This is a genomic window from Vibrio sp. Vb0667, from assembly GCF_033391095.1.
The window spans coordinates 51,583-72,521 of record NZ_JAWPOL010000003.1 but is presented as its reverse complement, the minus strand read 5'-3'; the positions used below and the strand labels follow the sequence as shown (position 1 = coordinate 72,521).

24 protein-coding genes and 2 tRNA genes are annotated in these 20,939 nt (G+C 44.1%); 15 read left to right on the top strand and 11 right to left on the bottom strand.

From position 1 onward, the window contains the following. Window positions 1-7: 7 nt before the first annotated feature. Genes R8269_RS05630 through R8269_RS05600 form a run of 7 tightly spaced genes read right to left on the bottom strand, consistent with a single transcriptional unit; the run spans window position 8 to window position 7,626 of the window. Window positions 8-1,435: an NAD-dependent succinate-semialdehyde dehydrogenase gene (locus R8269_RS05630; RefSeq protein WP_215810275.1), complete on the bottom strand. Its 1,428-nt coding sequence runs from the start codon at window positions 1,433-1,435 to the stop codon at window positions 8-10. Window positions 1,436-1,489: 54 nt separating this feature from the next. Next, window positions 1,490-2,572 (bottom strand): agmatine deiminase, encoded by a 1,083-nt coding sequence (aguA, locus tag R8269_RS05625; protein ID WP_017633979.1) that lies wholly within the window; start codon window positions 2,570-2,572, stop codon window positions 1,490-1,492. A gap of 12 nt (window positions 2,573-2,584) precedes the next feature. After that, window positions 2,585-3,451, bottom strand: coding sequence for an N-carbamoylputrescine amidase (aguB, locus tag R8269_RS05620; RefSeq protein ID WP_047100674.1), 867 nt, complete (start codon window positions 3,449-3,451; stop codon window positions 2,585-2,587). Between the two features lie 17 nt (window positions 3,452-3,468). After that, entirely contained in the window at window positions 3,469-4,746 is a 1,278-nt protein-coding gene (locus R8269_RS05615; RefSeq protein WP_053303134.1) for an NAD(P)/FAD-dependent oxidoreductase, read from the bottom strand. A gap of 37 nt (window positions 4,747-4,783) precedes the next feature. Beyond that, window positions 4,784-6,268: an aldehyde dehydrogenase gene (locus tag R8269_RS05610; protein WP_053306913.1), complete on the bottom strand. Its 1,485-nt coding sequence runs from the start codon at window positions 6,266-6,268 to the stop codon at window positions 4,784-4,786. Between the two features lie 35 nt (window positions 6,269-6,303). Then, entirely contained in the window at window positions 6,304-6,861 is a 558-nt protein-coding gene (puuR, locus tag R8269_RS05605) for an HTH-type transcriptional regulator PuuR (protein ID WP_005377813.1), read from the bottom strand. Between the two features lie 18 nt (window positions 6,862-6,879). After that, on the bottom strand, window positions 6,880-7,626 hold the full coding sequence (locus tag R8269_RS05600; RefSeq protein ID WP_005377814.1) for a gamma-glutamyl-gamma-aminobutyrate hydrolase family protein: 747 nt from the start codon (window positions 7,624-7,626) through the stop codon (window positions 6,880-6,882). Between the two features lie 340 nt (window positions 7,627-7,966). Between R8269_RS05600 and R8269_RS05595 the strand changes: the two genes are divergently transcribed. The 15 genes from R8269_RS05595 to R8269_RS05525 all read left to right on the top strand — a co-directional run bounded on the left by R8269_RS05595 (window position 7,967) and on the right by R8269_RS05525 (window position 19,039). Further along, window positions 7,967-9,310, top strand: coding sequence for a glutamine synthetase family protein (locus R8269_RS05595; RefSeq protein WP_053306915.1), 1,344 nt, complete (start codon window positions 7,967-7,969; stop codon window positions 9,308-9,310). A gap of 18 nt (window positions 9,311-9,328) precedes the next feature. Further along, a complete protein-coding gene (locus tag R8269_RS05590; protein WP_005377816.1) occupies window positions 9,329-10,804 on the top strand; it encodes a Na+/H+ antiporter NhaC family protein in 1,476 nt (491 codons plus the stop codon). A gap of 249 nt (window positions 10,805-11,053) precedes the next feature. Further along, a complete protein-coding gene (locus R8269_RS05585; protein ID WP_258476684.1) occupies window positions 11,054-11,737 on the top strand; it encodes a DUF4336 domain-containing protein in 684 nt (227 codons plus the stop codon). A gap of 416 nt (window positions 11,738-12,153) precedes the next feature. Next, window positions 12,154-12,621 carry an Sbal_3080 family lipoprotein gene (locus tag R8269_RS05580; RefSeq protein ID WP_005385757.1) on the top strand — a complete coding sequence of 156 codons (468 nt, stop codon included), beginning with the start codon at window positions 12,154-12,156 and terminating at the stop codon, window positions 12,619-12,621. Between the two features lie 64 nt (window positions 12,622-12,685). Beyond that, window positions 12,686-13,018 carry a YnfA family protein gene (locus R8269_RS05575; protein ID WP_005377819.1) on the top strand — a complete coding sequence of 111 codons (333 nt, stop codon included), beginning with the start codon at window positions 12,686-12,688 and terminating at the stop codon, window positions 13,016-13,018. 141 nt (window positions 13,019-13,159) lie between these two features. After that, a complete protein-coding gene (locus tag R8269_RS05570; protein WP_017633973.1) occupies window positions 13,160-13,564 on the top strand; it encodes a DUF1801 domain-containing protein in 405 nt (134 codons plus the stop codon). 153 nt (window positions 13,565-13,717) lie between these two features. Further along, window positions 13,718-14,098 carry a hypothetical protein gene (locus R8269_RS05565; RefSeq protein ID WP_318222477.1) on the top strand — a complete coding sequence of 127 codons (381 nt, stop codon included), beginning with the start codon at window positions 13,718-13,720 and terminating at the stop codon, window positions 14,096-14,098. 150 nt (window positions 14,099-14,248) lie between these two features. Continuing rightward, entirely contained in the window at window positions 14,249-14,749 is a 501-nt protein-coding gene (locus R8269_RS05560; protein WP_017633971.1) for a GNAT family N-acetyltransferase, read from the top strand. 98 nt (window positions 14,750-14,847) lie between these two features. Next, window positions 14,848-15,099, top strand: a complete 252-nt coding sequence (locus tag R8269_RS05555) for a TIGR03643 family protein (RefSeq protein ID WP_005377824.1) — start codon at window positions 14,848-14,850, stop codon at window positions 15,097-15,099. A gap of 404 nt (window positions 15,100-15,503) precedes the next feature. Next, window positions 15,504-15,893, top strand: coding sequence for a lysozyme inhibitor LprI family protein (locus R8269_RS05550; RefSeq protein ID WP_054865629.1), 390 nt, complete (start codon window positions 15,504-15,506; stop codon window positions 15,891-15,893). 163 nt (window positions 15,894-16,056) lie between these two features. Continuing rightward, on the top strand, window positions 16,057-16,506 hold the full coding sequence (locus tag R8269_RS05545; RefSeq protein ID WP_005377826.1) for a nuclear transport factor 2 family protein: 450 nt from the start codon (window positions 16,057-16,059) through the stop codon (window positions 16,504-16,506). A gap of 126 nt (window positions 16,507-16,632) precedes the next feature. After that, window positions 16,633-17,271, top strand: coding sequence for a hypothetical protein (locus R8269_RS05540; protein WP_258639152.1), 639 nt, complete (start codon window positions 16,633-16,635; stop codon window positions 17,269-17,271). Window positions 17,272-17,476: 205 nt separating this feature from the next. Next, window positions 17,477-17,875, top strand: a complete 399-nt coding sequence (locus R8269_RS05535) for a VOC family protein (RefSeq protein WP_031780991.1) — start codon at window positions 17,477-17,479, stop codon at window positions 17,873-17,875. Between the two features lie 165 nt (window positions 17,876-18,040). Beyond that, window positions 18,041-18,679 carry a DJ-1/PfpI family protein gene (locus tag R8269_RS05530; RefSeq protein WP_054574092.1) on the top strand — a complete coding sequence of 213 codons (639 nt, stop codon included), beginning with the start codon at window positions 18,041-18,043 and terminating at the stop codon, window positions 18,677-18,679. A gap of 129 nt (window positions 18,680-18,808) precedes the next feature. Continuing rightward, window positions 18,809-19,039, top strand: a complete 231-nt coding sequence (locus R8269_RS05525; RefSeq protein ID WP_017820907.1) for a hypothetical protein — start codon at window positions 18,809-18,811, stop codon at window positions 19,037-19,039. 259 nt (window positions 19,040-19,298) lie between these two features. Here the strand turns inward: R8269_RS05525 and R8269_RS05520 are convergent. The 4 genes from R8269_RS05520 to R8269_RS05505 all read right to left on the bottom strand — a co-directional run bounded on the left by R8269_RS05520 (window position 19,299) and on the right by R8269_RS05505 (window position 20,781). Then, window positions 19,299-19,375 (bottom strand) — tRNA-Val (locus R8269_RS05520). 32 nt (window positions 19,376-19,407) lie between these two features. After that, window positions 19,408-19,484, bottom strand: a tRNA-Val gene (locus tag R8269_RS05515). A 179-nt stretch (window positions 19,485-19,663) separates the two neighbouring features. After that, a complete protein-coding gene (locus R8269_RS05510) occupies window positions 19,664-20,002 on the bottom strand; it encodes a hypothetical protein (protein ID WP_005377830.1) in 339 nt (112 codons plus the stop codon). Window positions 20,003-20,121: 119 nt separating this feature from the next. Next, entirely contained in the window at window positions 20,122-20,781 is a 660-nt protein-coding gene (locus tag R8269_RS05505) for a DUF2726 domain-containing protein (protein ID WP_005377831.1), read from the bottom strand. Window positions 20,782-20,939: the final 158 nt, after the last annotated feature.

The window sequence follows — 20,939 nt, the reverse complement described above, 5'->3', positions numbered from 1 at the left end:
TCCTTAATTAGTTGCCGCCAAAGCAGAGATATTTCACGTCCATATATTCATCGATACCTTGTTTTGCGCCTTCGCGTCCGATGCCGGACTGCTTAACACCACCGAAAGGAGCGACTTCAGTAGAAATCATGCCTTCGTTAATGCCGACCATGCCGTATTCGAGCGCTTCTGCGATTTTCCAAACACGGTGAATGTTTTGGCTGTAGAAGTACGACGCGAGGCCATAGATGGTGTCGTTCGCCATTTCGATCAGCTGTGCGTCACTGTCAAAACGAATCACTGGTGCGACAGGGCCAAAGATTTCCTCAGAGACAATCTTCATGTCGTGAGTAACGTCTTTGAGCACCACTGGCTGCATAAATAGACCATCGAGCTTTTTAAGTTCTGTAACTGGCTTAGCGCCTTGTTCAATAGCACCGTCGATAAGCGCTTGAATGCCTTGCTTTGCCGATTCGCTGATCACTGGACCAATATTCACGCCCTCTTCTAAGCCGTTACCGACGTTGAGCTGCTGAACCGCAGCGTCGAACTTAGCAACAAACTCGTCATACACTTTGCTGTGTACGTAGAAACGGTTCGCACACACACACGTTTGACCTGCGTTACGGAATTTCGACGCCATCGCGCCCGCCACAGCAGCATCAATATCCGCATCATCGAATACGATAAATGGCGCGTTGCCACCGAGCTCCATTGAGGTACGTTTGATGTCAGCCGCGCTTTGCTGCATCAGCACGCTACCGACTTGAGTAGAGCCAGTGAAAGACAACTTACGAATCAACGGATGCGAAGTGAAGATAGCACCTACCTGACGGGAATTTTCACCTAGAACCACTTGCAGCACATCGCGTGGGACGCCTGCTTGGTAGGCAAGTTCTGCGACCGCAAACGCTGACAGCGGCGTAGATTCAGATGGTTTTACGACAAAGCTACAACCTGCAGCTAAAGCTGGGCCTGCTTTGCGCGTGATCATCGCAATTGGGAAGTTCCAAGGTGTAATCGCACAGGCAACACCAATTGGCTGTTTGATGGTCACCAAACGCTTGTCTGCACTCGGCGCAGGAATCGTCTCACCGTAGGTACGTTTCGCTTCTTCAGCAAACCATTCGATAAAACTCGCGCCGTAAAGCACTTCACCTTGAGCTTCCGCTAGCGGCTTACCTTGTTCTAACGTCATCAAACGGCCAAGGTCGGCTTTGTTTTCTAACAGGAGTTGGAACCAACGATTGAGCATGCCAGCACGCATTTTTGCTGGCAGTGCCGCCCACTCTTTCTGCGCCACACTGGCACGTTCAATGCCATTTAAAATGTCGTTTTCGGTTGAAACTGGTGCGTACCCGAGGAGTTCTCCGGTCGCCGGATTAGTCACTGCAATGCCCTGTTGTGGATTCGCTACCATAAACGAAACAAGGCTTTGGTTTTGTATCTGTTGCATGGTCATTCCTTTTGACAACTCATCATCGCCGCTAAGCCAGCGGCGAGTTCATGTTTAAGCAGGGATCTGCTGCGTAATACAGTGAATGTTCCCTCCGCCGAGTAGAACCTCTCTCGACGGTATCGCGATGATTTGGTATTCCGGCATCGCGTTTTGCAAAATATCGATCGCCATAGCGTCGGTCTCTTCGTCCAGCATCGGCAAGAACACATGCTCGTTGACGATAAGAAAGTTCGCATAAGAGGCACTTAGGCGTTCGCCAGCTTGTCGACTCATTCCCGAACTGGCGTCAATGCCATTGGCTTCGCGCTCGCTGTAATGCAACGGACCCGGTAATGGCAAACGGACAATTTCAATATTGCGCCCTTTCGCATCGTGCTGAGATTTCAGTACTTGTTCCGCTTGACGAGATAACGCGTATTGCGGATCACTTGGGTCATCGGTCCAACTCAGTACCACCTTACCCGGAGCGATAACGTGCATCAGGTTGTCAACATGGCCGTCTGTTTCGTCATTGAATAAACCATTTGGCAACCAAATGACTTTTTCGATACCGAGATACGCCTTTAACTGCTCTTCAATTTGCGCTTTGCTCAACTGTGGATTTCGCCCCGGACTAAGTAAGCACTCTTCTGTGGTGTAAAGGGTGCCTTCACCATCGGTGTGAATCGCCCCACCTTCAAGTACAAACGGTGCGCGGTAATGATCAATACCGATGATGTCGCACACCGAACCAGCGACAAGATCGTCCTGCTGCCAGTTGTCGTAAAGGCCGTTGTATTCGCCGCCCCACGCGTTGAATTGCCAACTAATCCCACGGCGCTCGCCCGCTTGGTTAACAAGCACGGTCGGCCCGATGTCTCGCATCCACGCATCGTTAAATGGGATTTCCACCAAACGTACATCTGAGTGAAGCATTTGACGCGCTCGGTCAAAGTTGTGCGAGCACACCGCCACACACACTTTGGTCACTTCCGCGATTAAGTTCGCGATTCTGGCGAAGGTTTCTTGCGCGGGTAATGCGTCATCACGCCAATTGTCTTTCCTTTCTGGCCACGCTAGCCAAACTTCACTAACCGGCTGAAACTCAGCCGGAAAATAGAAGCCATCTTGCGCTGGTGTTGTCGATAACTTCATTTTAACGCCTCTTTAAACGGCTAGTTTGCCAACGCTGGTGTAAAGGTCTGGACGACGGTCGCGGAACAAGCCCCACGCGTGACGCGCTTTCGCTGTCGTAGCTAGGTCGATTTCTGCGTAAATGATGGTTTCACCTTGACGCGGTGCTTCGGCAATTTTTGCACCAGTGTGGTCAGTGATAAAAGAAGAGCCGTAGAACGTCGTCTCGATACCATCATCGACTTCAGTGCCCACTCGGTTTGACGCAATCACTGGAACGAGGTTTGCTGCCGAGTGACCTTGCATTGTACGTTGCCAGTGGTCACGTGAATCCAGTGTCGGATCTTGAGGCTCAGAACCGATTGCAGTTGGGTAAAAAATCGCTTCCGCGCCGTGCAGAGCCAAGCTGCGCGCAAGCTCTGGGAACCATTGGTCCCAACAAATGCCAGCACCGAACTTACCGAACTTGGTTTGCCACACTTTGAAACCGGTATCGCCAGGGCTAAAATAGTACTTTTCGCTGTAGCCCGGGCCATCAGGAATGTGTGACTTGCGGTAGTTATCTAGTACCGTACCATCGGCATCAATCATCACTAGCGAGTTAAAAAACGTGTTGCCCGCTTTTTCAAAGTAACTGACTGGAATAACGACGCCGAGCTCTTTAGCCAACGCACTCATCTCTTTAATAAGACGACAATTCTCCGTTTCTTCTGCAAGCTCGAAATACTTTGCTTCCTGTTTTTTGCAGAAGTAAGGCGCAGCGAACAGCTCTTGCGGAAGAATCACGTTCGCACCGTTTTGTGCTGCTTCACGAATCGCCTTTTTTGCTTTGGCTAGGTTATCTTCCAGATCCCAGCTTTTCGTCAGTTGAAGGGCTGCAAATTTCACCACTTTGCTCATTGGATATTCCTTATCTCTTAAATCGCCAGTTTGTCACGTAGGTTGTAGTAAGCCGCGCCCATTGCCGTAAACGGAATTTGGAAGTGGCGGCCACCCGGGAAGGAGTAATGTTTCAGTGCAGCAAACGCGTCGAAACGTTCAGCGTGTCCAGTCAAGGTTTCAGCCAGCAACTTGCCTGCTAGGTGAGTACACGTTACACCGTGACCGCTGTAGCCTTGTAGGTAGTAAATGTTGTCTGCAAACGAGCCAAATTGCGGCATGCGTGAGTAAGTCAGCAAGAAGTTACCCGTCCAGGTGTAATCAATCTTGATGCCTTTCAATTGTGGGAAAACTTTTTCCATCTTCGGACGGATCAGTGATTCGATGTTTTCTGGGTCACGTGCACCGTAAACTACGCCACCTCCGAACAACAAACGCTTGTCGGCAGTTAAGCGGAAGTAGTCAAGCAAGTAGTTACAGTCTTCAACACAGTAGTCACTGGTCAGCACTTGTTTGAGCTGCTCATCACTCAAAGGCTGAGTCGCCACCACTTGTGTGCCGCACGGGATCGCTTTGTTGCTGATGTTTGGTGCCAAACCACCAAGGTAGGCGTTACCTGCCAGTACCACGTACTTGCTCTTCACGCTGCCTTGCGCCGTTTTGACTACTGGGTTAATCCCTTTGTCAATCGACACGACCGCCGACTGCTCAAAGATTTGACCACCTAGAGAAATGAACGCAGCGGCTTCACCTAATGCCAGTTTCAGCGGATGAATATGACCACCGCGCATATCCAGCAAACCGCCAGTGTACACTTTCGTCCCTACCGCTTGTTCTACCTCTCCTGCGTCAAGCAGAGTCAGTTGGTCGTTGCCGTAACGCTCCCAGTTCTTCTTATGTTCTTCTAGCCCTTTGAGTTGTTTACTGTTCAGTGCCGTGAACAAGCCACCTTGCTTGTAATCACAGTTGATATCATATTTGTCGATCAGACCACGGATGATATCGCCGCCTTCAAAAATCATATCGCACAGAGCTTTAGCTTGGTTTTGGTCGTAACGGCTTTCAATCACGTCAACATCTCGGCTGTAGCTATTAACGATTTGGCCACCGTTACGACCAGTTGCCCCAAAGCCCACTTTTGCGCTTTCTAGCACAACGACTTTAAAACCTTTTTCTGCAAGGTGTAGTGCAGAAGAAAGACCAGAAAATCCCGCACCGACTACACACACATCGCACTCGATGTCGTTTTGCAACTGTGGGTATTCCGGCATGTTTGGCACAGAGTGCGCGTAGAACGAATCCGTATGCTTGTTCATAGAACTATTCCTTTATTTATCGTAATCGTCAGCAGGCTTAAGGATGGAGGCGAATCCAAGTGGTTTTGGTTTCGGTGAATTTTTCAATCGCGTGGAGAGACTTGTCTCGACCGTTTCCGCTCATTTTGAATCCACCAAATGGAACCGTCATGTCACCTTCGTTATAGTTGTTGACCCAAACCGAGCCAGCTTGCAGTCGTTTTGCTACGCGATGAACGCGGTTGATATTGCTACTCCAGAGTGCCGCGCCTAAGCCGTACTTCGAATCGTTAGCGATCTCAATTGCTTGCGCTTCGTCTTTGAATGGAATGACACACAGCACCGGACCAAAAATTTCCTCTTGAGCGACACGCATCTTGTTGTCGACGTTGTCTAAAATAGTTGGGGAAACAAATGCGCCCTGCCCATCGACATCGCCGCCACAACGTACGTTTGCACCTTCTGATTCACCTAACGAGATGTATTCCAACACTTTTGATTTATGATCTTGGTCAATGAGCGCACCCATTGATGAACTTGGGTCCATTGGGTCTTTTGGCGTGAACGCTTTCGACGCTTGAATAACTTTTTCTATAAACTGCTCTTTGATGCTTTCGTGAACAAGCAGGCGGGTTGCCGCGACGCACACCTCACCTTGGTTGTAGAAACACCCTGCGGCGGTGTCTGCTGCTGCGCGGTCTAAATCATCACAATCTTCAAACACGATGTTCGCGTTCTTGCCGCCCGCTTCTGCAAACACACGCTTTAGGTTGCTCTCACCCGATCTGACCATCAGTTGACCTGCAATGCGCGTCGAGCCTGTGAAGGCGATGCAGTCTACGTCTTGGTGTTTCGCCAACGCGTCGCCAGCTTCATGACCAAAACCCGTAACGACTTGGAAAACGCCTGTTGGTAATCCCGCTTGAGAAGCAAGTTGACCTAGAAATATCGCGGTGAGAGAAGATTTTTCTGACGGTTTTAGAATCACGCTGTTACCAGCGGCTAAAGCAGGACCAAGCTTCCAGCACGCAAGCCAAAGGGGAAAGTTCCACGGTACAACCGCAGCAACCACACCAATTGATTGATGAGAAATAAAAGCGTGTACATCTTTTTCGGTTGGGGCAACTTCGCCGTACACTTTGTCGATCGCTTCTGCGTACCAGCGTAAAGAGTTTGCTGCGCCAGGAATATCGGTTGAGAAGCTGTGAGAGATAGGTTTACCAGTATCAAGCGTTTCTAGCAGAGCCAATTCTTCTTGGTTTTGATCAATCAAGTCAGCAAACTGTTTAAGCACTGCTTTGCGATGAGCTGGGCTGCTCTCGCTCCACTGACCGGACTGAAATGCTTGGCGAGCGTATGAAACTGCGAGATCAACATCTTCATTTTGGCAACGGGCGATTTCGGTGAATATCTCGTCTGTTGCTGGGTTAACTACCGGGATGGTTTGCCCTGTTAAAGCGGCACTGTATTCACCGTTAATGTACGCCCTGTTTTCGATGTTTAGATTGTTTTTTAGTTCAATCCATTGCTCTTGGGTTTTCATACGCTCTCCTTGTGATCACACAAGGCAAGCCCCCACTAAAATGTGGTTGGCGTATGCGCACTTATCATTCGACAAGCCTTGTCTGTGTGATTTGTAAATCGATGGGGCTTCGTCGTATCAATAATGTACGACTCGCCCGCTGTTATGACATGAGATTGCCCTTTATATTCCAGAGTGATTTCACCCTCTAATACGGTGCCAATCTCTTCGCCTTCGTGTTTGATTTCTGCCGCACCAGTGGTTCCATAAGGTGCGTATTCCTCGATCAAGAATCCGATGACTTGATCTTTGTCACCATTCGTTACCAGTTTCATGGACACCGTCTCGCTCCCGATTTCCACAAGATCTGACGGCTTGATGACTACTTTCACTTCATCGTTCGAAGGTTGTTCAAAAGTGAAAAACTCTGATAACGATAAAGAAAATACATTAACGATTTTTTGTAGTGAGCTGACCGACGGGCTCACTTTGCCATTTTCAATGGATGAGATTGCACTGTGGGTAATACCTGCGCGCTCGGCTAGTTCCCTTTGTGACAATCCATGTTTTTTTCGTAACTGAACAATATTTTTACCAATCTCTTGATTGTCCATTCATACAGCTCCAAACGTTTAACGAGAGGTAGCCATCATAAATTCATTGAACAAAATTTGAGAGAAATGATTGGTTTTTGCTTCCCATTCTGGGTGCCACTGCACGCCAACGAAAAATTTTTGATTAGGAAGACTAAATGCTTCTACCAAGCCATCCGGGGCTTTAGCTTCTACTTGTAATAGAGGAGCAAGCTGATCGACGCCTTGGTTGTGTAGTGTGTTCACTTCAAAGAAGGTGGTATTTTCCCAATGATTTTGCACCAGCCATTGTTCAAATAAGCTCTGCTTTTGAACTAGTACAGCGTGTGCTGGCGCGTATTTTTGTTCGAAATCTTCAACAGGCGCTTCACGATGGTCATTGAAGCCGGAGTCATGAACGGCTGGGTTTAACGAGCCACCAAGTGCGACATTCATCTCTTGAAAGCCGCGGCAAATACCAAGGCACGGAATGTTTTGGTCAACCGCATGACGAATTAACGTGAATGAGAGCTCATCACGAGCTTCATCTTTGTAGCTCTCTTCGTGCGTTGCATTGTATCGATGTGGCGCAACGTTAGAGTGGCTGCCAGGAAAAAGAAAACCATCACATATGTCTAGGATGGTGGTTACGTCATCGCCCGACATGTCGGGAGCCAACATAATCGGTAGTCCTCCAAAATCCTTTATGGCGCGAAGGTAAAAGTCGTTGACCGCTTGTATCTGATAGCCACCCAACTCTTTAGCGCAGCTAACCACACCAATGATGGGTTTGTGTGTATCTGCCATGATATGTCCGTGTTCAATTTATTTAACACAAACCCTACAAACCATGTACAAAATTATCAACACAGATGACCATTATTATCGTCACAACGTGATCTGACGCACTTTTCAGGCTTCAAAACTGAATATTTATGCTCATTATATTGAACAAAACAAAACCAACTGTTACAAAATAGTTAACAGAAAGACATAAAAACCAGCCGTTAAACATCAAAAACACAGTGTAAGTGCATGTTTAAATTAAAAATAACCTAAAAAACAAACAACTCGCTCAGAGTACTGTAATTTATTTGTTAATTTGGTTATTTCTAATTTCTACTCGTCAGGCTATTTGGAGAAGAAAATGGAATCGTATCTACAGGAAGTAAAAAATTTTAAACAAAAATGGCCCGATATTGAATTTATCGATCTCATCTTTACCGATATAAATGCCACCCCAAGAGGAAAACGCATCCCGATAGATGCTCTAGAAAAACTGAATAAAGGTGTTGCCCTCCCCCTTTCGACCATCACCCTAGATACCAAAGGTAACGTCGTTGAAACAGCCGGGTTGGGAGAAGATCTCGGAGAACCAGATAATCTCTGCTATCCAATCAGCGGCACCTTAATGCCGACGGCAAAAGAACAAGTTGGTCAGCTACTGCTTAGTATGATGGATGAAACCGGGCAGCACCCTAACCCACTGTTCATCCGAAACATTCTCGCTTCTATATTGCAAACACTGCATGCTAAAGACCAATATCCTTGCGTCGCGCTCGAGCTGGAGTTCTATTTAATAGACAAAACCCGCGGCGAAAATGGCGAACCATTAACGGCAATTAACCCCACGAAAAAAACTCGAGAAAAAGATACCGAGGTTTACGACCTTGATGGACTAGATGACTACGCTGATTTCTTGGCCGACCTTAATCGAATTGCATTAGAACAAGGTTTAAACACTTCCGGAGCCCTATCTGAATCGGCACCAGGGCAGTTCGAAATCAACTTCAACCATTCTAAAGATGTGCTTCGAGCATGTGATGAAATCATCATCGCAAAACGCTTGATTCGCCAGGTCGCTCATCAGCACGGATTTGACGCCACATTTATGGCGAAACCTTTTAGTGAGCAAGCGGGTAATGGCATGCACATTCACCTCAGCTTGGTTGATACAGATGGTAACAACCACTTTAGCCAACCAGACGGTCAAGCGAGCGCCTTCTTCTATCAAACCATGGCAGCGATGCTGTCACAAACATCCGATGCCATGGCCCTAATCTGTCCTAACGTTAACTCTTACCGTCGCTTTGTTCCTGGCGCTTACGTCCCAACCAAAGCCGATTGGGGAGAAAACCACCGCGGTGTTGCGTTGCGTGTGCCTATCAGCGATAGCAAAAATCGCCGTATAGAGCATCGTATAGCAGGCGCTGACGTTAACCCATACATTCTCGCTGCAGTAGTACTTTCCGCAGTATTAGCGAGTGAAAGCTACACCAAAGATCAATGTCCACCGACTCTCAGTGATGATGCAATTGAGTTACCTCTGCGTATGTCAGAAGCTCTAGAGCGACTGGAGCACAGTGAGCTGGCTCAATACATCTCAAGAGATTTTATCGATTTGTATCTAGCTTGCAAACAGAGTGAACTCGCAGAATTTGAGCGAGCGATTACTCCATTGGAAATCGACTGGATGTTGCACTCGGCATAAACAAAGGAAATGAACTTTATGACTACGCAGACCAAGGCGCTGGATGCGCCTCTTAAAATCAACTCTCAACACATTATTGTTTCTTTAATCTCGGTTGCGACGTTTGTCTTTTTTACCACAATCGGTTTGAACCATGAGGAAGGCGAAGCCTACGGATGGATGAGTCTTTTACCAACGGCGTTGGTATTGGTCTTTGCGCTGACAACACACCGAACTGTGGAAGCCCTCTTTAGCGGCGCTATTGCCGGTGTTCTTCTGCTTAACCCAACTGAAGCGGTGGAACAGATTGTTGATATTTCCATGAGTGTAATGATGGATGAAACTATTGCTTGGATCATCCTCGTTTGTGGTTTGATGGGCGGCCTAATTGCTATTTTGGAGAAAGGCGGCAGTATCTTAAGCTTCTCCGACATGCTGGTCACGAAAGTAAAAAGCCGTAAGCAATCGATGCTGATGACCTTTGCTTTAGGTATTCTGATCTTTATCGACGATTATTTGAATGCGATTGCAATTTCTTCCTCAATGAAAAAAGTTACGGACGGCTACCAAATCTCGCGTGAAAAGCTCTCATATCTTGTGGATTCAACCGCCGCGCCTATCTGTATCCTCGTACCGATTTCCACTTGGGCAATTTTCTTCAGTTCGTTGCTAGAAGCAAACGGAGTAGCAGAAGCGGGAGATGGTATCAAAGCATACATTGAAGCTATTCCATACATGGCTTACGGCTGGGTAACGCTGGTGATTGTTTTGCTGGTTGCAATGGAAAAGATCCCAGATCTAGGTGCGATGAAAAAGGCAGAAAAGCGTGCGAAGAATGGTCAAGTTCGTCCAGACGGTGCAACAGATGTCGACTTTGGTCCCGATGTATCTGCACATACCAACCCAACCATGGGCCTTGTCAACTTCTTGTTACCAATGATCGTACTTGTTGCCGCAAGTTGGTATTTTGGTATCGATCTACTTGCTGGTGTTTTCGTCGCGTTAATCTTTACTATTAGCTTTTACGGCGCACAAAAACTGATCTCGATGAACGACATGTTCGAAGCTGTTTATGATGGCATTAAGGTTATGCTACTGCCGCTTGCGACCGTTATTGGTGGTTTCATGTTGAAATCGGTCAACGACTCATTGGGCGTCACGCAGTATGTCATTGAGACCGTCAGCCCTTACCTGTCAGCGTCTTACTTCCCGGCGATTATCTTTATGATTACGGGCGCGTTGGTATTTGCAACGGCATCGTCTTGGGGAACGTTTGCAGTAGCGATGCCAATTGTTCTACCTTTGGGCGAACAGCTTGGTGTGCCTCTACACTTAACCGTTGCAGCGCTGCTTTCAGCATCAGCGGCAGGGAGCCACTCTTGTTTCTTTAGTGACTCAACCGTGTTATCTGCACAAGGTTCGGGCTGTACAGCAATGCAACACGCAACCACACAGTTTCCTTATGCGTTGATTGGTATTGTTGCAACCGCGATTTTCTTCTTCATCATCGGTTAGCCCCTTTATCTAATTGCAAAACCCTGCTCAAAAATAGCGGGGTTTTGTTCTATCAAGTCAAATGATCCTCTTAAAACTACTTTACGTTCGTTCAGTATAAAAATACTCAAAGATGTACAGCTGCACTCAATAAGGGTTTGGTAAACCTAATATTTTTGGTTTACGCTTAGCGAAGCGTTTATTGTGCAACAAGGCAGCTTTTGAGTAACTTAAATGCCGCCTTAATACAGTGTTAACGGTTGGAGAGACATGAAAAAGTTAGCCCAAGAGATATGGATATTTGATGGAGATCCCGTCCAATTTTTAGGACTCCCATACACCACTCGTATGACTATTGTTAGGCTTTCTGATGGTGGCCTTTGGGTTCATAGTCCAATTCAGTTATCAAATTCGATTAAAGAGCAAATCAACAATCTAGGCCAAGTGAAATACTTAATCGCTCCTAATCAGTTACACCTCTTGTTCTTATCTGAATGGGTATTTGCCTATCCTAGCGCAGAAGTTTATGGCACAGATGAAGTCATCAAGAAGTGCCGTGATATACACTTTCACGCTTCACTTAACCAAGGCGGTAATGCTTGGAACTCTGAGATTGAACAAGAACTATTTTCTGGCTCTCCATTAATGGAAGAGTGTGTGTTTTATCATCGACTTTCAAAGACCTTAATTGTTACTGACCTCGTCGAGAATTTTTCTGGCCAGGACTTTAACTACTGGCAGCGGTTTGTGGCTAAAGGGGCCGGTATTCTTGCTCCGAATGGAAAAATGCCTTTGGATTGGCGCCTAAGTTTTATGTTTAGCAAACAAGAGGCTCGAAAACACTTAAATAAATTGCTGTCTTGGAAACCTAATATATTGGTTATGGCTCACGGTGAAATCGTCCTTGATAATGCAGACGAGTTCTTACAGCGCTCTTTTAAGTGGCTAGTATGAGACAACATTGAAAACTCACACAACAGAATAGACAAGAAGCTATTTTAAAACATTAGGCCCTTTTAGCTTAGTCTTAGGGGGCAATTTACAGCACTACACGTTATGTTTAACGATAAGCTCCCCTATTCCTCTTAATTGAGCATTATGCAGCAATTTAAAATTCCGTTAGAATTGCACTTCAAAAACTTCAATGCGAAGAATTCTGGACATTGATACGGACATAAGTTCAAGAGTTAACATAACGCTATAGCAATCTCTTACTAATAATTTGCTTCGAGACATTGGCATACTCCCGAAACAAACCCTTCTACTCTAAAGGTTTTGTTAATAACAGTTGCCATGCTTGTTAGTTATTCTCGTTGAACTCAGTATCTTGAAGTTGTTTGAATATATAAATTTAAAAAAAGAGACATAAGATGCACAAAAAACTCATCATTCTAAGCTTGCCTATTCTATTAGCCGCATGTGCGGCACCAAAGTATACGGTAGAAACAATCTCGAAAGAAAATCAGAGCAAGGAAATCACCATCGTAAAAGACAACGCCACGCGAGATGTTTTCTTAGATTCGATGCAAGACTGGTGTTTGGATACCGCCCATAAATGCACAGTCGTAAGCGATGGCACTCCTCCTGTTAGCTCTGAGCTGACACTTACTTACGTATCACGCTGGAGCTGGGATTTTAGAACATTTATCGCTGATGCTCAGATCAAAGCCTACAAAAATAACGAAAAAGTAGGACAAGTTGAATTTAAAGCACCAAACAGCGCGAATCCAGATAAATGGGGTAAAGACAACAAACGAATCATTTCGATGATGGATTTGTTATTCGGTAAACAAACCGTGAGTGAGGCTCAATCCAAGATTAAGCTGGGCGAAATGTAATGAGCCGAACAATTGCCCATTTAACAAGAATCATATATTTGTAGAGAAAGATAGGAATGTTTAAGTGACTGAAGTCAAAACCATTGGGCTTTTCTTTATAACCGCCATTGCAGAAATATTAGGCTGCTACTTACCTTATCTCTGGTTAAAGGAAGATAAGTCAGTTTGGCTTTTGGTACCAGCAGCGCTATGCCTTGCTATGTTTGCTTGGCTTCTATCTTTACATCCTACCGCAACTGGCAGAGTTTATGCCGCTTACGGAGGTGTCTATATTTTTGTCGCAATTCTATGGTTGTGGTGTATCGACGGCGTTCGACCAACGCTCTGGGACATAGTGGGGGTTTCTGTCGCTATGCTTGGCATGTCAATCATCATGTTTTCACCCAGAGCATCCTAAACGTAACCGAGGGAAACCCTTACGCTTGGTATTTTGGCTATGTGCTAGATTTATTGATTAATAACATTATGATGTAATTGCTACATAGCCAAAGTACGCTTGGGCTTCCTCCCAAAAAAGCGCTATTTATAGGAGATACCAATGAACCATGCAGTGAAGGCAAGATTTGATGAGTATCCAAAACATGTGCGTATTCGGATAGAAGAGCTACGAAATATCGTCTTAACTATCGCTTCTGAATTAAAACTGGGGGAAGTTGAAGAATCTCTAAAATGGGGAGAGCCAAGCTACAGTGTGAAAACAGGTAGCCCGGTAAGGATGGATTGGAAACAGAAAACGCCTAGTCGTTATTATCTGTTCTTTAATTGCCAAACTAAGCTCGTCGACACATTCCGCGAACTGTATAGTGACTCACTTGAGTTTCAGGGTAATCGAGCAATAATTCTATCTTTATCAGCACCTTTGCCAGAAGCTTCAATCAAGACCTGTTTAGAATTAGCATTAACCTATCAAAAGCGAAAGAACTTACCTCTTTTAGGTATGTAAGATCGCTTAATAAAACTATTTACGGCCGATTAACCATATTCAACTACTCTACCTTTGTATCCTTTTTAATGCTTCCGCAGTAAAGTTTTAGATTAAGTGGTCACCTTAATAGCGCCGTAACCAAACTAGTAATATCGAAATAAAGAAGAGTTTATGAAATCAAAAATCTTGTTCTTACTTATGCTTGGAGCTCATTTCAATGCTTTTTCAGCGACGAACTATCAAGTCAATGTGGTAGTAACAGAGCCTCAATCAACATTCATTTTTCCGACTTTTGAAATATCCTCTAAAGGAAAAAGCAAAACCAGTTTTGTCGACGGCTGCGCGTACTTAGGAACCCTTTCAGAACCGAGCAAAAATAGCATACAGCTTGAAGCTACCATGTCATGCAACCGAGATGGCGCTACGTCAAGGATGGAAATGCCGGTATTTGTACTCAACTCCGAGGCTCAAAGCGCGAGTTATGATCTTGTAGAAAACGGGATCGTGATGTGGAAATATTCTGTAGAAGTTAAGCCGTCACTTAAAAAGTGATATATCAGAAATACTAAAGTAACAATCAGCACTATTAACCGCCGCTTAAGTGTAATAGATATATTCTTTACGACTTAATGACGTTACTTGTTGCCGCAAGTCTCCAACTCATGTACAAAACAGCCCTAATTTTAATAGGAGCTAAGTGGCATGAATTTAATTGTACGTCAGGTAACTTTAGGTGATGCTGAAGGCATTACAAACGTCCTCAATCCCATCATTATTGAAGGTTTATACACTGTATTAGATACGCCTTTCACACCTGAAGAAGAAAAAGAGTTCATTACTCATTTCCCAGAACGGGGCGTGTTTACAGTCGCTTTATCCGAAAATAGCTCACAAGTCATTGGTTTCCAAAATATCGAGCCCTTTGCACAATATACAAAAGCTTTTGACCATGTTGGCATAATTGGTACGTTTGTTAGTGACGGTGCTCGTGGCCAAGGTGTGTCTAAACAGCTTTTCAAATCGACATTCGAAGTAGCCAAACAAAAGGGTTACGAAAAACTATTTGCGTACGTTCGCAGCGATAATGAGCGAGCGTTATCAGCCTATCTCAAACAAGGCTTCGAAATCGTAGGGACCGCGAAGAAGCATGCAAAAGTTCGTGGGAAATACGTAGACGAAGTCCTCATTGAGAAGTTTTTGTAGGTGTTAAGTCGCTAAACACTAAGCACGCATATAAGAACATTTGAACCAAGACTCAATTTCCGTCGTAACAATGTCTTTTCTAAAATAGGTTATTTGAAATGAAACTGACCTCGGAAACTGAGTCAAGAATAATAGAAATGGCATGGGAAGACCGCACCCCATTTGAGGCTATCGAATTTCAATTTGGTTTGAATGAATCCGACGTGATTCAGTTTATGCGTAGCCGGCTCAAATCAAGTAGCTTTAAATTGTGGCGTAAAAGGGTTTCGGGGCGCAATACAAAACACAACAAGCTACGAAACTCAGACATCATTAGAGGTTATTGCCCAACTCAATATAAGCCGCGATAGCGAACTGCACTTGGCATAAATTTTTATTACGAATCGCAACATTTATCGCCCTACCTTTGAATCAACTCCATGATTGGAGGGGAATAGTCACCACTTAAATCAACCTAGGTGTTTCAGGGCGATAATAAATTCCATGGGAGTCATATTAACATCCTCAGACGCCATCAAACTAATGATTCCACAGAAAAGATTGATACAAAACGCCCACTAAAAGTAACTCAGATTAAGGCGTCATTTAACCCGTGTATCAATCTCTTTTACCTTCTATTTAGGCACTAGAATCACTAACCTTCTATTTTATCTTTGAAGGCACAGACAAAAAGCTGCATGATTAAAAAGGAAAAATAGCTGATAACGGTTTAACAAGCACTCGGAGCTTGGAGGCAATTTTGAACAAATTACTTATGATATTTGCGTTGGTTTCTTTACCTTGCTTGGCTTCTGCTGATGTTGAAGATCCCTGCAAAGTAAAAGGCGGTGGCGTTATGGCTGGTTATCAGTGTGTAGAAAAGAAGATGGAATCTGCAGATAAAGAGCTTAACGAAAGTTACAAGGAAGCAATCGCTAGAATAGGTGAGGAAGAAAAAGCACTAAGGGAAACATGGTCTCAGACCGAACTGGTAGAGCCATTTCGAAAGGCCCAAAGAGCTTGGCTAAAATACAGAGACGCCGAATGTGAATTTACGGGCCTGTCTTCCACACCCTCACCCTGGCAAGGTGTCCAGATTGAAGAGTGTAAGTTAAGAATGACGTTAGAACGCGTCGAGTACTTCAATGGAGTATACGTAGGCTAAACGGATTACATCTAACAAAGCACTTCAATAAGATTCGCAACTCTTGGCAATTTCAGTTTAAATGTACTCGGTGTTTAAGATGCAAACGTTCAGGTTGAGTGGTCGCTCCGCTTACTACTTAACCCTGCGTTGTGCGTAAAGCTAATATGGGTGTGAAATAATTATGGAAAAAGACGATTTAGTTGGGCTAGTAGTTAAGTATTTCGAGAAAATAGATGCCGGTGATCCTAGCTATCTGGATCTATTCTCAGAGGATGTTGATTTTTTCTTTCCTAAATTTGGGCAAGCGAAAGGAAAGAGTGCCTTAGTGGAGTTTGGCAATAGGATTGGTAGCTCGTTGATTAGTATCTGGCACGACATAGACGGCTTTCAAATAACGACTGCTGGAAACAAGGTCATTGTTGAAGGACAGGAAGGCGGCGTAATGAGTGATGGTACCTCTTGGCCGGACAACAAAGTTTCCACAGGGCGTTTTTGTAGTGTATTTGAGTTTGAAGGAAAAATGATAAGTCGTATGTTTGTGTACGTAGACCCTGACTTCCCGAGTCGAGATTTTGAGAGAATTTCCGTGCTGTCAGGCGAGAGCAACGTGCGACAAACTGTTCAAGCCTGAATACTACCGCTACCGCATAGCATCTTTGTTATGCGGTAGTATTCGTAGTTAAGGTGTGTTAAGGGCTTTGGCATTGCTTTACTCGCACCTTATCAGTACGTTAGCTATATTCCCTTACTGATAGAAATGCTACTTTCTTCAATCGTCCTGTATTATGATAATGAAAAAGATTGCACTAATTTTAAAATTAAAATGAACCAAAAATTTTTTCTAAAACTACTCTCTGTCCCTTTTCTTCTAACCGGTTGCCAGTCTACGCAAAGCCAGCTTCAGCCTATACCTGAAAACGTATTATCAAACCTATCGACTCAATGGGCAGTGGTAGAGGCCTGTTTTCACTCCGATGCTTATAGCTTAGAGCAATCCGTAAACTATCGAGAGGCCATTAACTATTCTTTTTCTACTTGGCTAGTCGATCAGTCCGATATCGATCAGTCTGTAAATGAAGCTCGTGTAGCGTTATCAGAATATCAGTCTCAGAATGATGGTTTAGGAACAACATGTAAGGATTGGCACCTACCCCTAGAATCTGGATTGCGAGAAGTTAACAATCATAAGAATCAAGTGGCGATAGACCAACAGCGAGCACATGAAATACATAAAGCAAACGCTTCTAAACCTGTGACGTATTCAACACCAGCATCTACTTCGACTAGTAATGTTGTTCACTGTTACAAATTGGAAGACGTTAGCTTGAATAAGAACATTCAAACCTTTAATGGAATGATATGCCCTATAGGCTGGCTTAAATATTATGGCTATTAATGTATTTGATTAATACAGGACTTAAGAATGAACTCTAAGTTTAATTTTTAGTTCAAGATTGGGTTTCTTGTTTACAATGTTATGTTTCCAGTTGGATTACCGTATTCGAATAGATTGACGAAGTTAATCAATATATGTGTATTGATGCTTACTTTTTATCGAGTTATCTTTGTTTGATAGCCATTAAAACGAGTAAGGAAACAAAGTGACTGTGTTAACAAAAGGCATACACCACGTAGGTTTAACCGTATCTAACCTAGAAGCAAGCGCGAAGTTTTTCACTGAACAATTAGGTTGGAGTGAAGTAAAAAGAAATCCAGACTACCCGGCAATATTTGTGAGTGATGGGCATATCATGCTTACACTATGGGCGGCTAAGGCTGATGCCGCCACTCCATTTGACAGAAAAACGAATATTGGTTTGCATCACTTAGCTTTACTCGTAGAGACTGAGAAGCAACTCTATGAGTTGCGTGATCAATTTATGGCGTCGGGAATCGAAATTGAGTTTGGTCCCGAGCTTGTTAAAACAGGACCCGCAAAACATTTAATGTGTTACGACCCAAGTGGTATTAGGGTTGAGTTTTTCTGGGCGGGCTCATAAAACAAACATAACAAAGTTTTATAATAGGGATTTGGTACACATGGCATTGTTAGTTTGCACCGCCTTTGGTATTTAAGGTGCTTAGCAGAAGCTTGTGTATCGAATGCCCCTCCCCTCCTACTACACATTTTGCGACTTACGAGTAAGTCCAAAAGGATAAATGTTATGTATAAAATCGGCGTTGTTTTATTTGATGATTTCACGGATGTCGATTTCTTTCTTATGTATGACTTGCTGGGGCGCACAACCGACAGTTGGACAGTAAGTATACTTGGAACTAAATCTGAACATCATTCCCACCTCGGTATGAAAGTTAAAACAGACGGACACCTTTCTGAGGTGACGAATCAAGATGTCGTTCTTATTACAAGCGGCAAACGGGGTATTCCAGCCGCTTTAAAAGATGCTGAATTTATGTCGGCGTTGAATCTTGATCCAAATAGGCAGCTAATAGGTTCGATTTGTGCGGGATCATTCATCCTCCATGAACTCGGTTTACTAAAAGGCAAGCGATTAACAACAAACCCAGATGCAAAGGCTGTTCTACAAAGTATGGGAGGAGATGTTCAGGATCTGCCTCTCGTGATAGACGGTAATGTAGCGACGGCCGGTGGCTGTCTTTCACTGATGTATCTAATTGGTTGGTTAACAGAGCGGCTATTTGACTCAAACAAACGAAAAGCTATACAAAATCAATTGATACCTGCTGGGCAATTAGAGCTATTTGAAGAGCTTATTGCCACAACAATTCAATCAGCAGAGTTAGCAAGCTCGGATAACAAGGCGTTAAATAATCATTCATAACATGTGGTGTTTTACATTACGTTAGTTTTAGTGTTTAGGGTAAGTCACACATCAGTCTTGTGTGACTTACCCTTGAACATAACGCCACTTGGGGAAATTAACTTACAGGGAGTAAATCAATTGGTAAAAATGTACGGTTCTGAGGAGACAAGAGCGTTTTGCTGTAATTGTAAAGAAGTAACGCTACATCGGTACGAAAGCTTCTCTAAAGCGCAGGAAAAGACCGAGAAAAAAGCTAAAGGTTTCTTCTCAGGTCTATTTGCAGCAATAATTAGCTCATTAATGGAAGGCGAAGCGACTGGTGACTACAAATGTACAATATGCGGCACCAATCTTCACACGCCAGATAATTTAGATTAATAGTCAGTGTCTCTAATGCCACGGCTAGTGGCACGCAACATAATTTATAGACGGCTCTAGTGGTTTTGAAGCGTATACACCTTATGCATTGCATTTAGGGTTTTGAGGTAGTGTTGCGGATCAAGTAGTGCGCTTTTATCTCTAACAAGGGGCTAAAGCAGAGCAAAAACAAGGGACAAGAAAAGAAGTAGTTTTACTTGAGTATCAATGAATTACAGACACAAAAAAGCCCACCAAAAGGTGGGCTTTTTCTAAAATTTGGTGGGTCCGGGCGAACTCGAATCGCCGACCCCTACCATGTCAAGGTAGTACTCTAACCAACTGAGCTACGGACCCAAATTTTGTGTTCCTAACCATTCAATTCAGAATGGTGCGTCCGAGTGGACTCGAACCACCGACCCCCGCCATGTCAAGGCGATACTCTAACCAGCTGAGCTACGGACGCATTTCTCTGGAACGACGAGGATATTAGCTATAAGCGAACGACGGTGCAAGCACAAATTTGCCAACTTTGAACCGTTTGGCGAAAATGTAAACTCAACACGCGTTTTCAGATGATTTTATCGACAAGAACTGGGCCTGTAGGGTTTAAAAGTGTGATCTATATAACTTTTATTATCTCACTTAATTGTCGTAAGGCACTTCACTGAGCATCCAAATCTGTAAGGTTTGCGATACCTTAGGGCAAGTACCAAACAAAATCTGATATTTAGGTTTAAATGGTTCGCCGATATAGGTTGTACGGATCAACTCTCCTGTTTTAACATCCACTTGAGTGCTCACCCTGCCTTTGAAGTTTTGAAATATGACAAACTGCTCACTGTGGTAAACCATTTGCTCTCGGTAAAACAAGAAATGATCTTGGGGTGTCTCTGTCAATTCACACTCTAGTGGTTTCAAATTAGGTATCGCACTAACATTAGATGCGATGAACAATGCTGACAAAATCCATCCGTATCGCATATGGCTGCCCTATTCTGCACTCTTTTTCAAAGTATAGGTCTTGCCTTGAGGACAGATACAAAAAAGGCTTTGATCATCTCTAATCAAAGCCCCTTGTTTCTGCTGGTTAATTGTCGTGTTTAGTCGTCCGCCTCAAACACAACGTTATAATTTTCGGTGTATGTACAATTCGGCTGACGGCTACAAGTAAAGAAACGTCTCCCTTTGAACTCACCTTGGCTTGCGGTTTTAATGATCATCGGACTGCCGCATTTTTTACAAAAACGCACTTCTTTATCGGGCTCAATCAAATCAATGTGTGCCGCAAGCAAACGACGTAATCGCCCAACTTGATAACTGTGCTTTATCGAGGCGCCAATTAAAGGCAGGTTGGCCGTCTTACAAACATGAATCAATAACTTTTGTCTTTCTATCTTACCCTTGTTTAGCTCCTGCCCATTATCCAATTCAACGATAACGCGCGGCTCTAGTGTCCTTGGGTCACAAATAACGTAATCAAAATAGCTTCGAGATATACGATTGTTCGCGACAAAAAACTGCTTCTTATTTTTGATTTCTTTTGGCGTAACCAAACTGGACATGTTTACTTTCGCGAATACTACGGCATGCTCCCCTACCGCCGCTCTTAACGCATTATAGAACGCACCCTCTTGACCTCTGAGCAGAGGGCCTTTCGAGCGATAAGGATAATCACGCGTGTCATCGTGCTTAATCACGTACTTTTGAATAACAAAGAAGAATAAAACCAGAAGAACAACAATGATAAAAATGTTGGTCATAAATAAAGTGCATCCAAAACAACTCGTTGCTCAAAGCGTAAATGGAAATGTTATGCAGAGCAACAAAACCTCGCAATTTTGAGGCGCCACGACGATAGCGAGAAACAGAAAATTTTGCTCACCAATAAAAACGAGCCAATCACACACTTGGATTGGCT

Coding starts and splice junctions, on each gene's coding strand:
- R8269_RS05565 (WP_318222477.1), top strand. CDS start 13,718: ATGAAATCAAAAATCTTGTTCTTACTTATGCTTGGAGCTCATTTCAAT.
- aguA (WP_017633979.1), bottom strand. CDS start 2,572: ATGAAGTTATCGACAACACCAGCGCAAGATGGCTTCTATTTTCCGGCT.
- R8269_RS05545 (WP_005377826.1), top strand. CDS start 16,057: ATGGAAAAAGACGATTTAGTTGGGCTAGTAGTTAAGTATTTCGAGAAA.
- R8269_RS05615 (WP_053303134.1), bottom strand. CDS start 4,746: ATGAACAAGCATACGGATTCGTTCTACGCGCACTCTGTGCCAAACATG.
- R8269_RS05595 (WP_053306915.1), top strand. CDS start 7,967: ATGGAATCGTATCTACAGGAAGTAAAAAATTTTAAACAAAAATGGCCC.
- puuR (WP_005377813.1), bottom strand. CDS start 6,861: ATGGACAATCAAGAGATTGGTAAAAATATTGTTCAGTTACGAAAAAAA.
- R8269_RS05505 (WP_005377831.1), bottom strand. CDS start 20,781: ATGACCAACATTTTTATCATTGTTGTTCTTCTGGTTTTATTCTTCTTT.
- R8269_RS05630 (WP_215810275.1), bottom strand. CDS start 1,435: ATGCAACAGATACAAAACCAAAGCCTTGTTTCGTTTATGGTAGCGAAT.
- R8269_RS05585 (WP_258476684.1), top strand. CDS start 11,054: ATGAAAAAGTTAGCCCAAGAGATATGGATATTTGATGGAGATCCCGTC.
- R8269_RS05510 (WP_005377830.1), bottom strand. CDS start 20,002: ATGCGATACGGATGGATTTTGTCAGCATTGTTCATCGCATCTAATGTT.
- R8269_RS05525 (WP_017820907.1), top strand. CDS start 18,809: ATGTACGGTTCTGAGGAGACAAGAGCGTTTTGCTGTAATTGTAAAGAA.
- R8269_RS05600 (WP_005377814.1), bottom strand. CDS start 7,626: ATGGCAGATACACACAAACCCATCATTGGTGTGGTTAGCTGCGCTAAA.
- R8269_RS05530 (WP_054574092.1), top strand. CDS start 18,041: ATGTATAAAATCGGCGTTGTTTTATTTGATGATTTCACGGATGTCGAT.
- R8269_RS05570 (WP_017633973.1), top strand. CDS start 13,160: ATGAACCATGCAGTGAAGGCAAGATTTGATGAGTATCCAAAACATGTG.
- R8269_RS05550 (WP_054865629.1), top strand. CDS start 15,504: ATGATATTTGCGTTGGTTTCTTTACCTTGCTTGGCTTCTGCTGATGTT.
- R8269_RS05610 (WP_053306913.1), bottom strand. CDS start 6,268: ATGAAAACCCAAGAGCAATGGATTGAACTAAAAAACAATCTAAACATC.
- R8269_RS05590 (WP_005377816.1), top strand. CDS start 9,329: ATGACTACGCAGACCAAGGCGCTGGATGCGCCTCTTAAAATCAACTCT.
- R8269_RS05555 (WP_005377824.1), top strand. CDS start 14,848: ATGAAACTGACCTCGGAAACTGAGTCAAGAATAATAGAAATGGCATGG.
- R8269_RS05580 (WP_005385757.1), top strand. CDS start 12,154: ATGCACAAAAAACTCATCATTCTAAGCTTGCCTATTCTATTAGCCGCA.
- R8269_RS05540 (WP_258639152.1), top strand. CDS start 16,633: ATGCTACTTTCTTCAATCGTCCTGTATTATGATAATGAAAAAGATTGC.
- R8269_RS05560 (WP_017633971.1), top strand. CDS start 14,249: ATGAATTTAATTGTACGTCAGGTAACTTTAGGTGATGCTGAAGGCATT.
- aguB (WP_047100674.1), bottom strand. CDS start 3,451: ATGAGCAAAGTGGTGAAATTTGCAGCCCTTCAACTGACGAAAAGCTGG.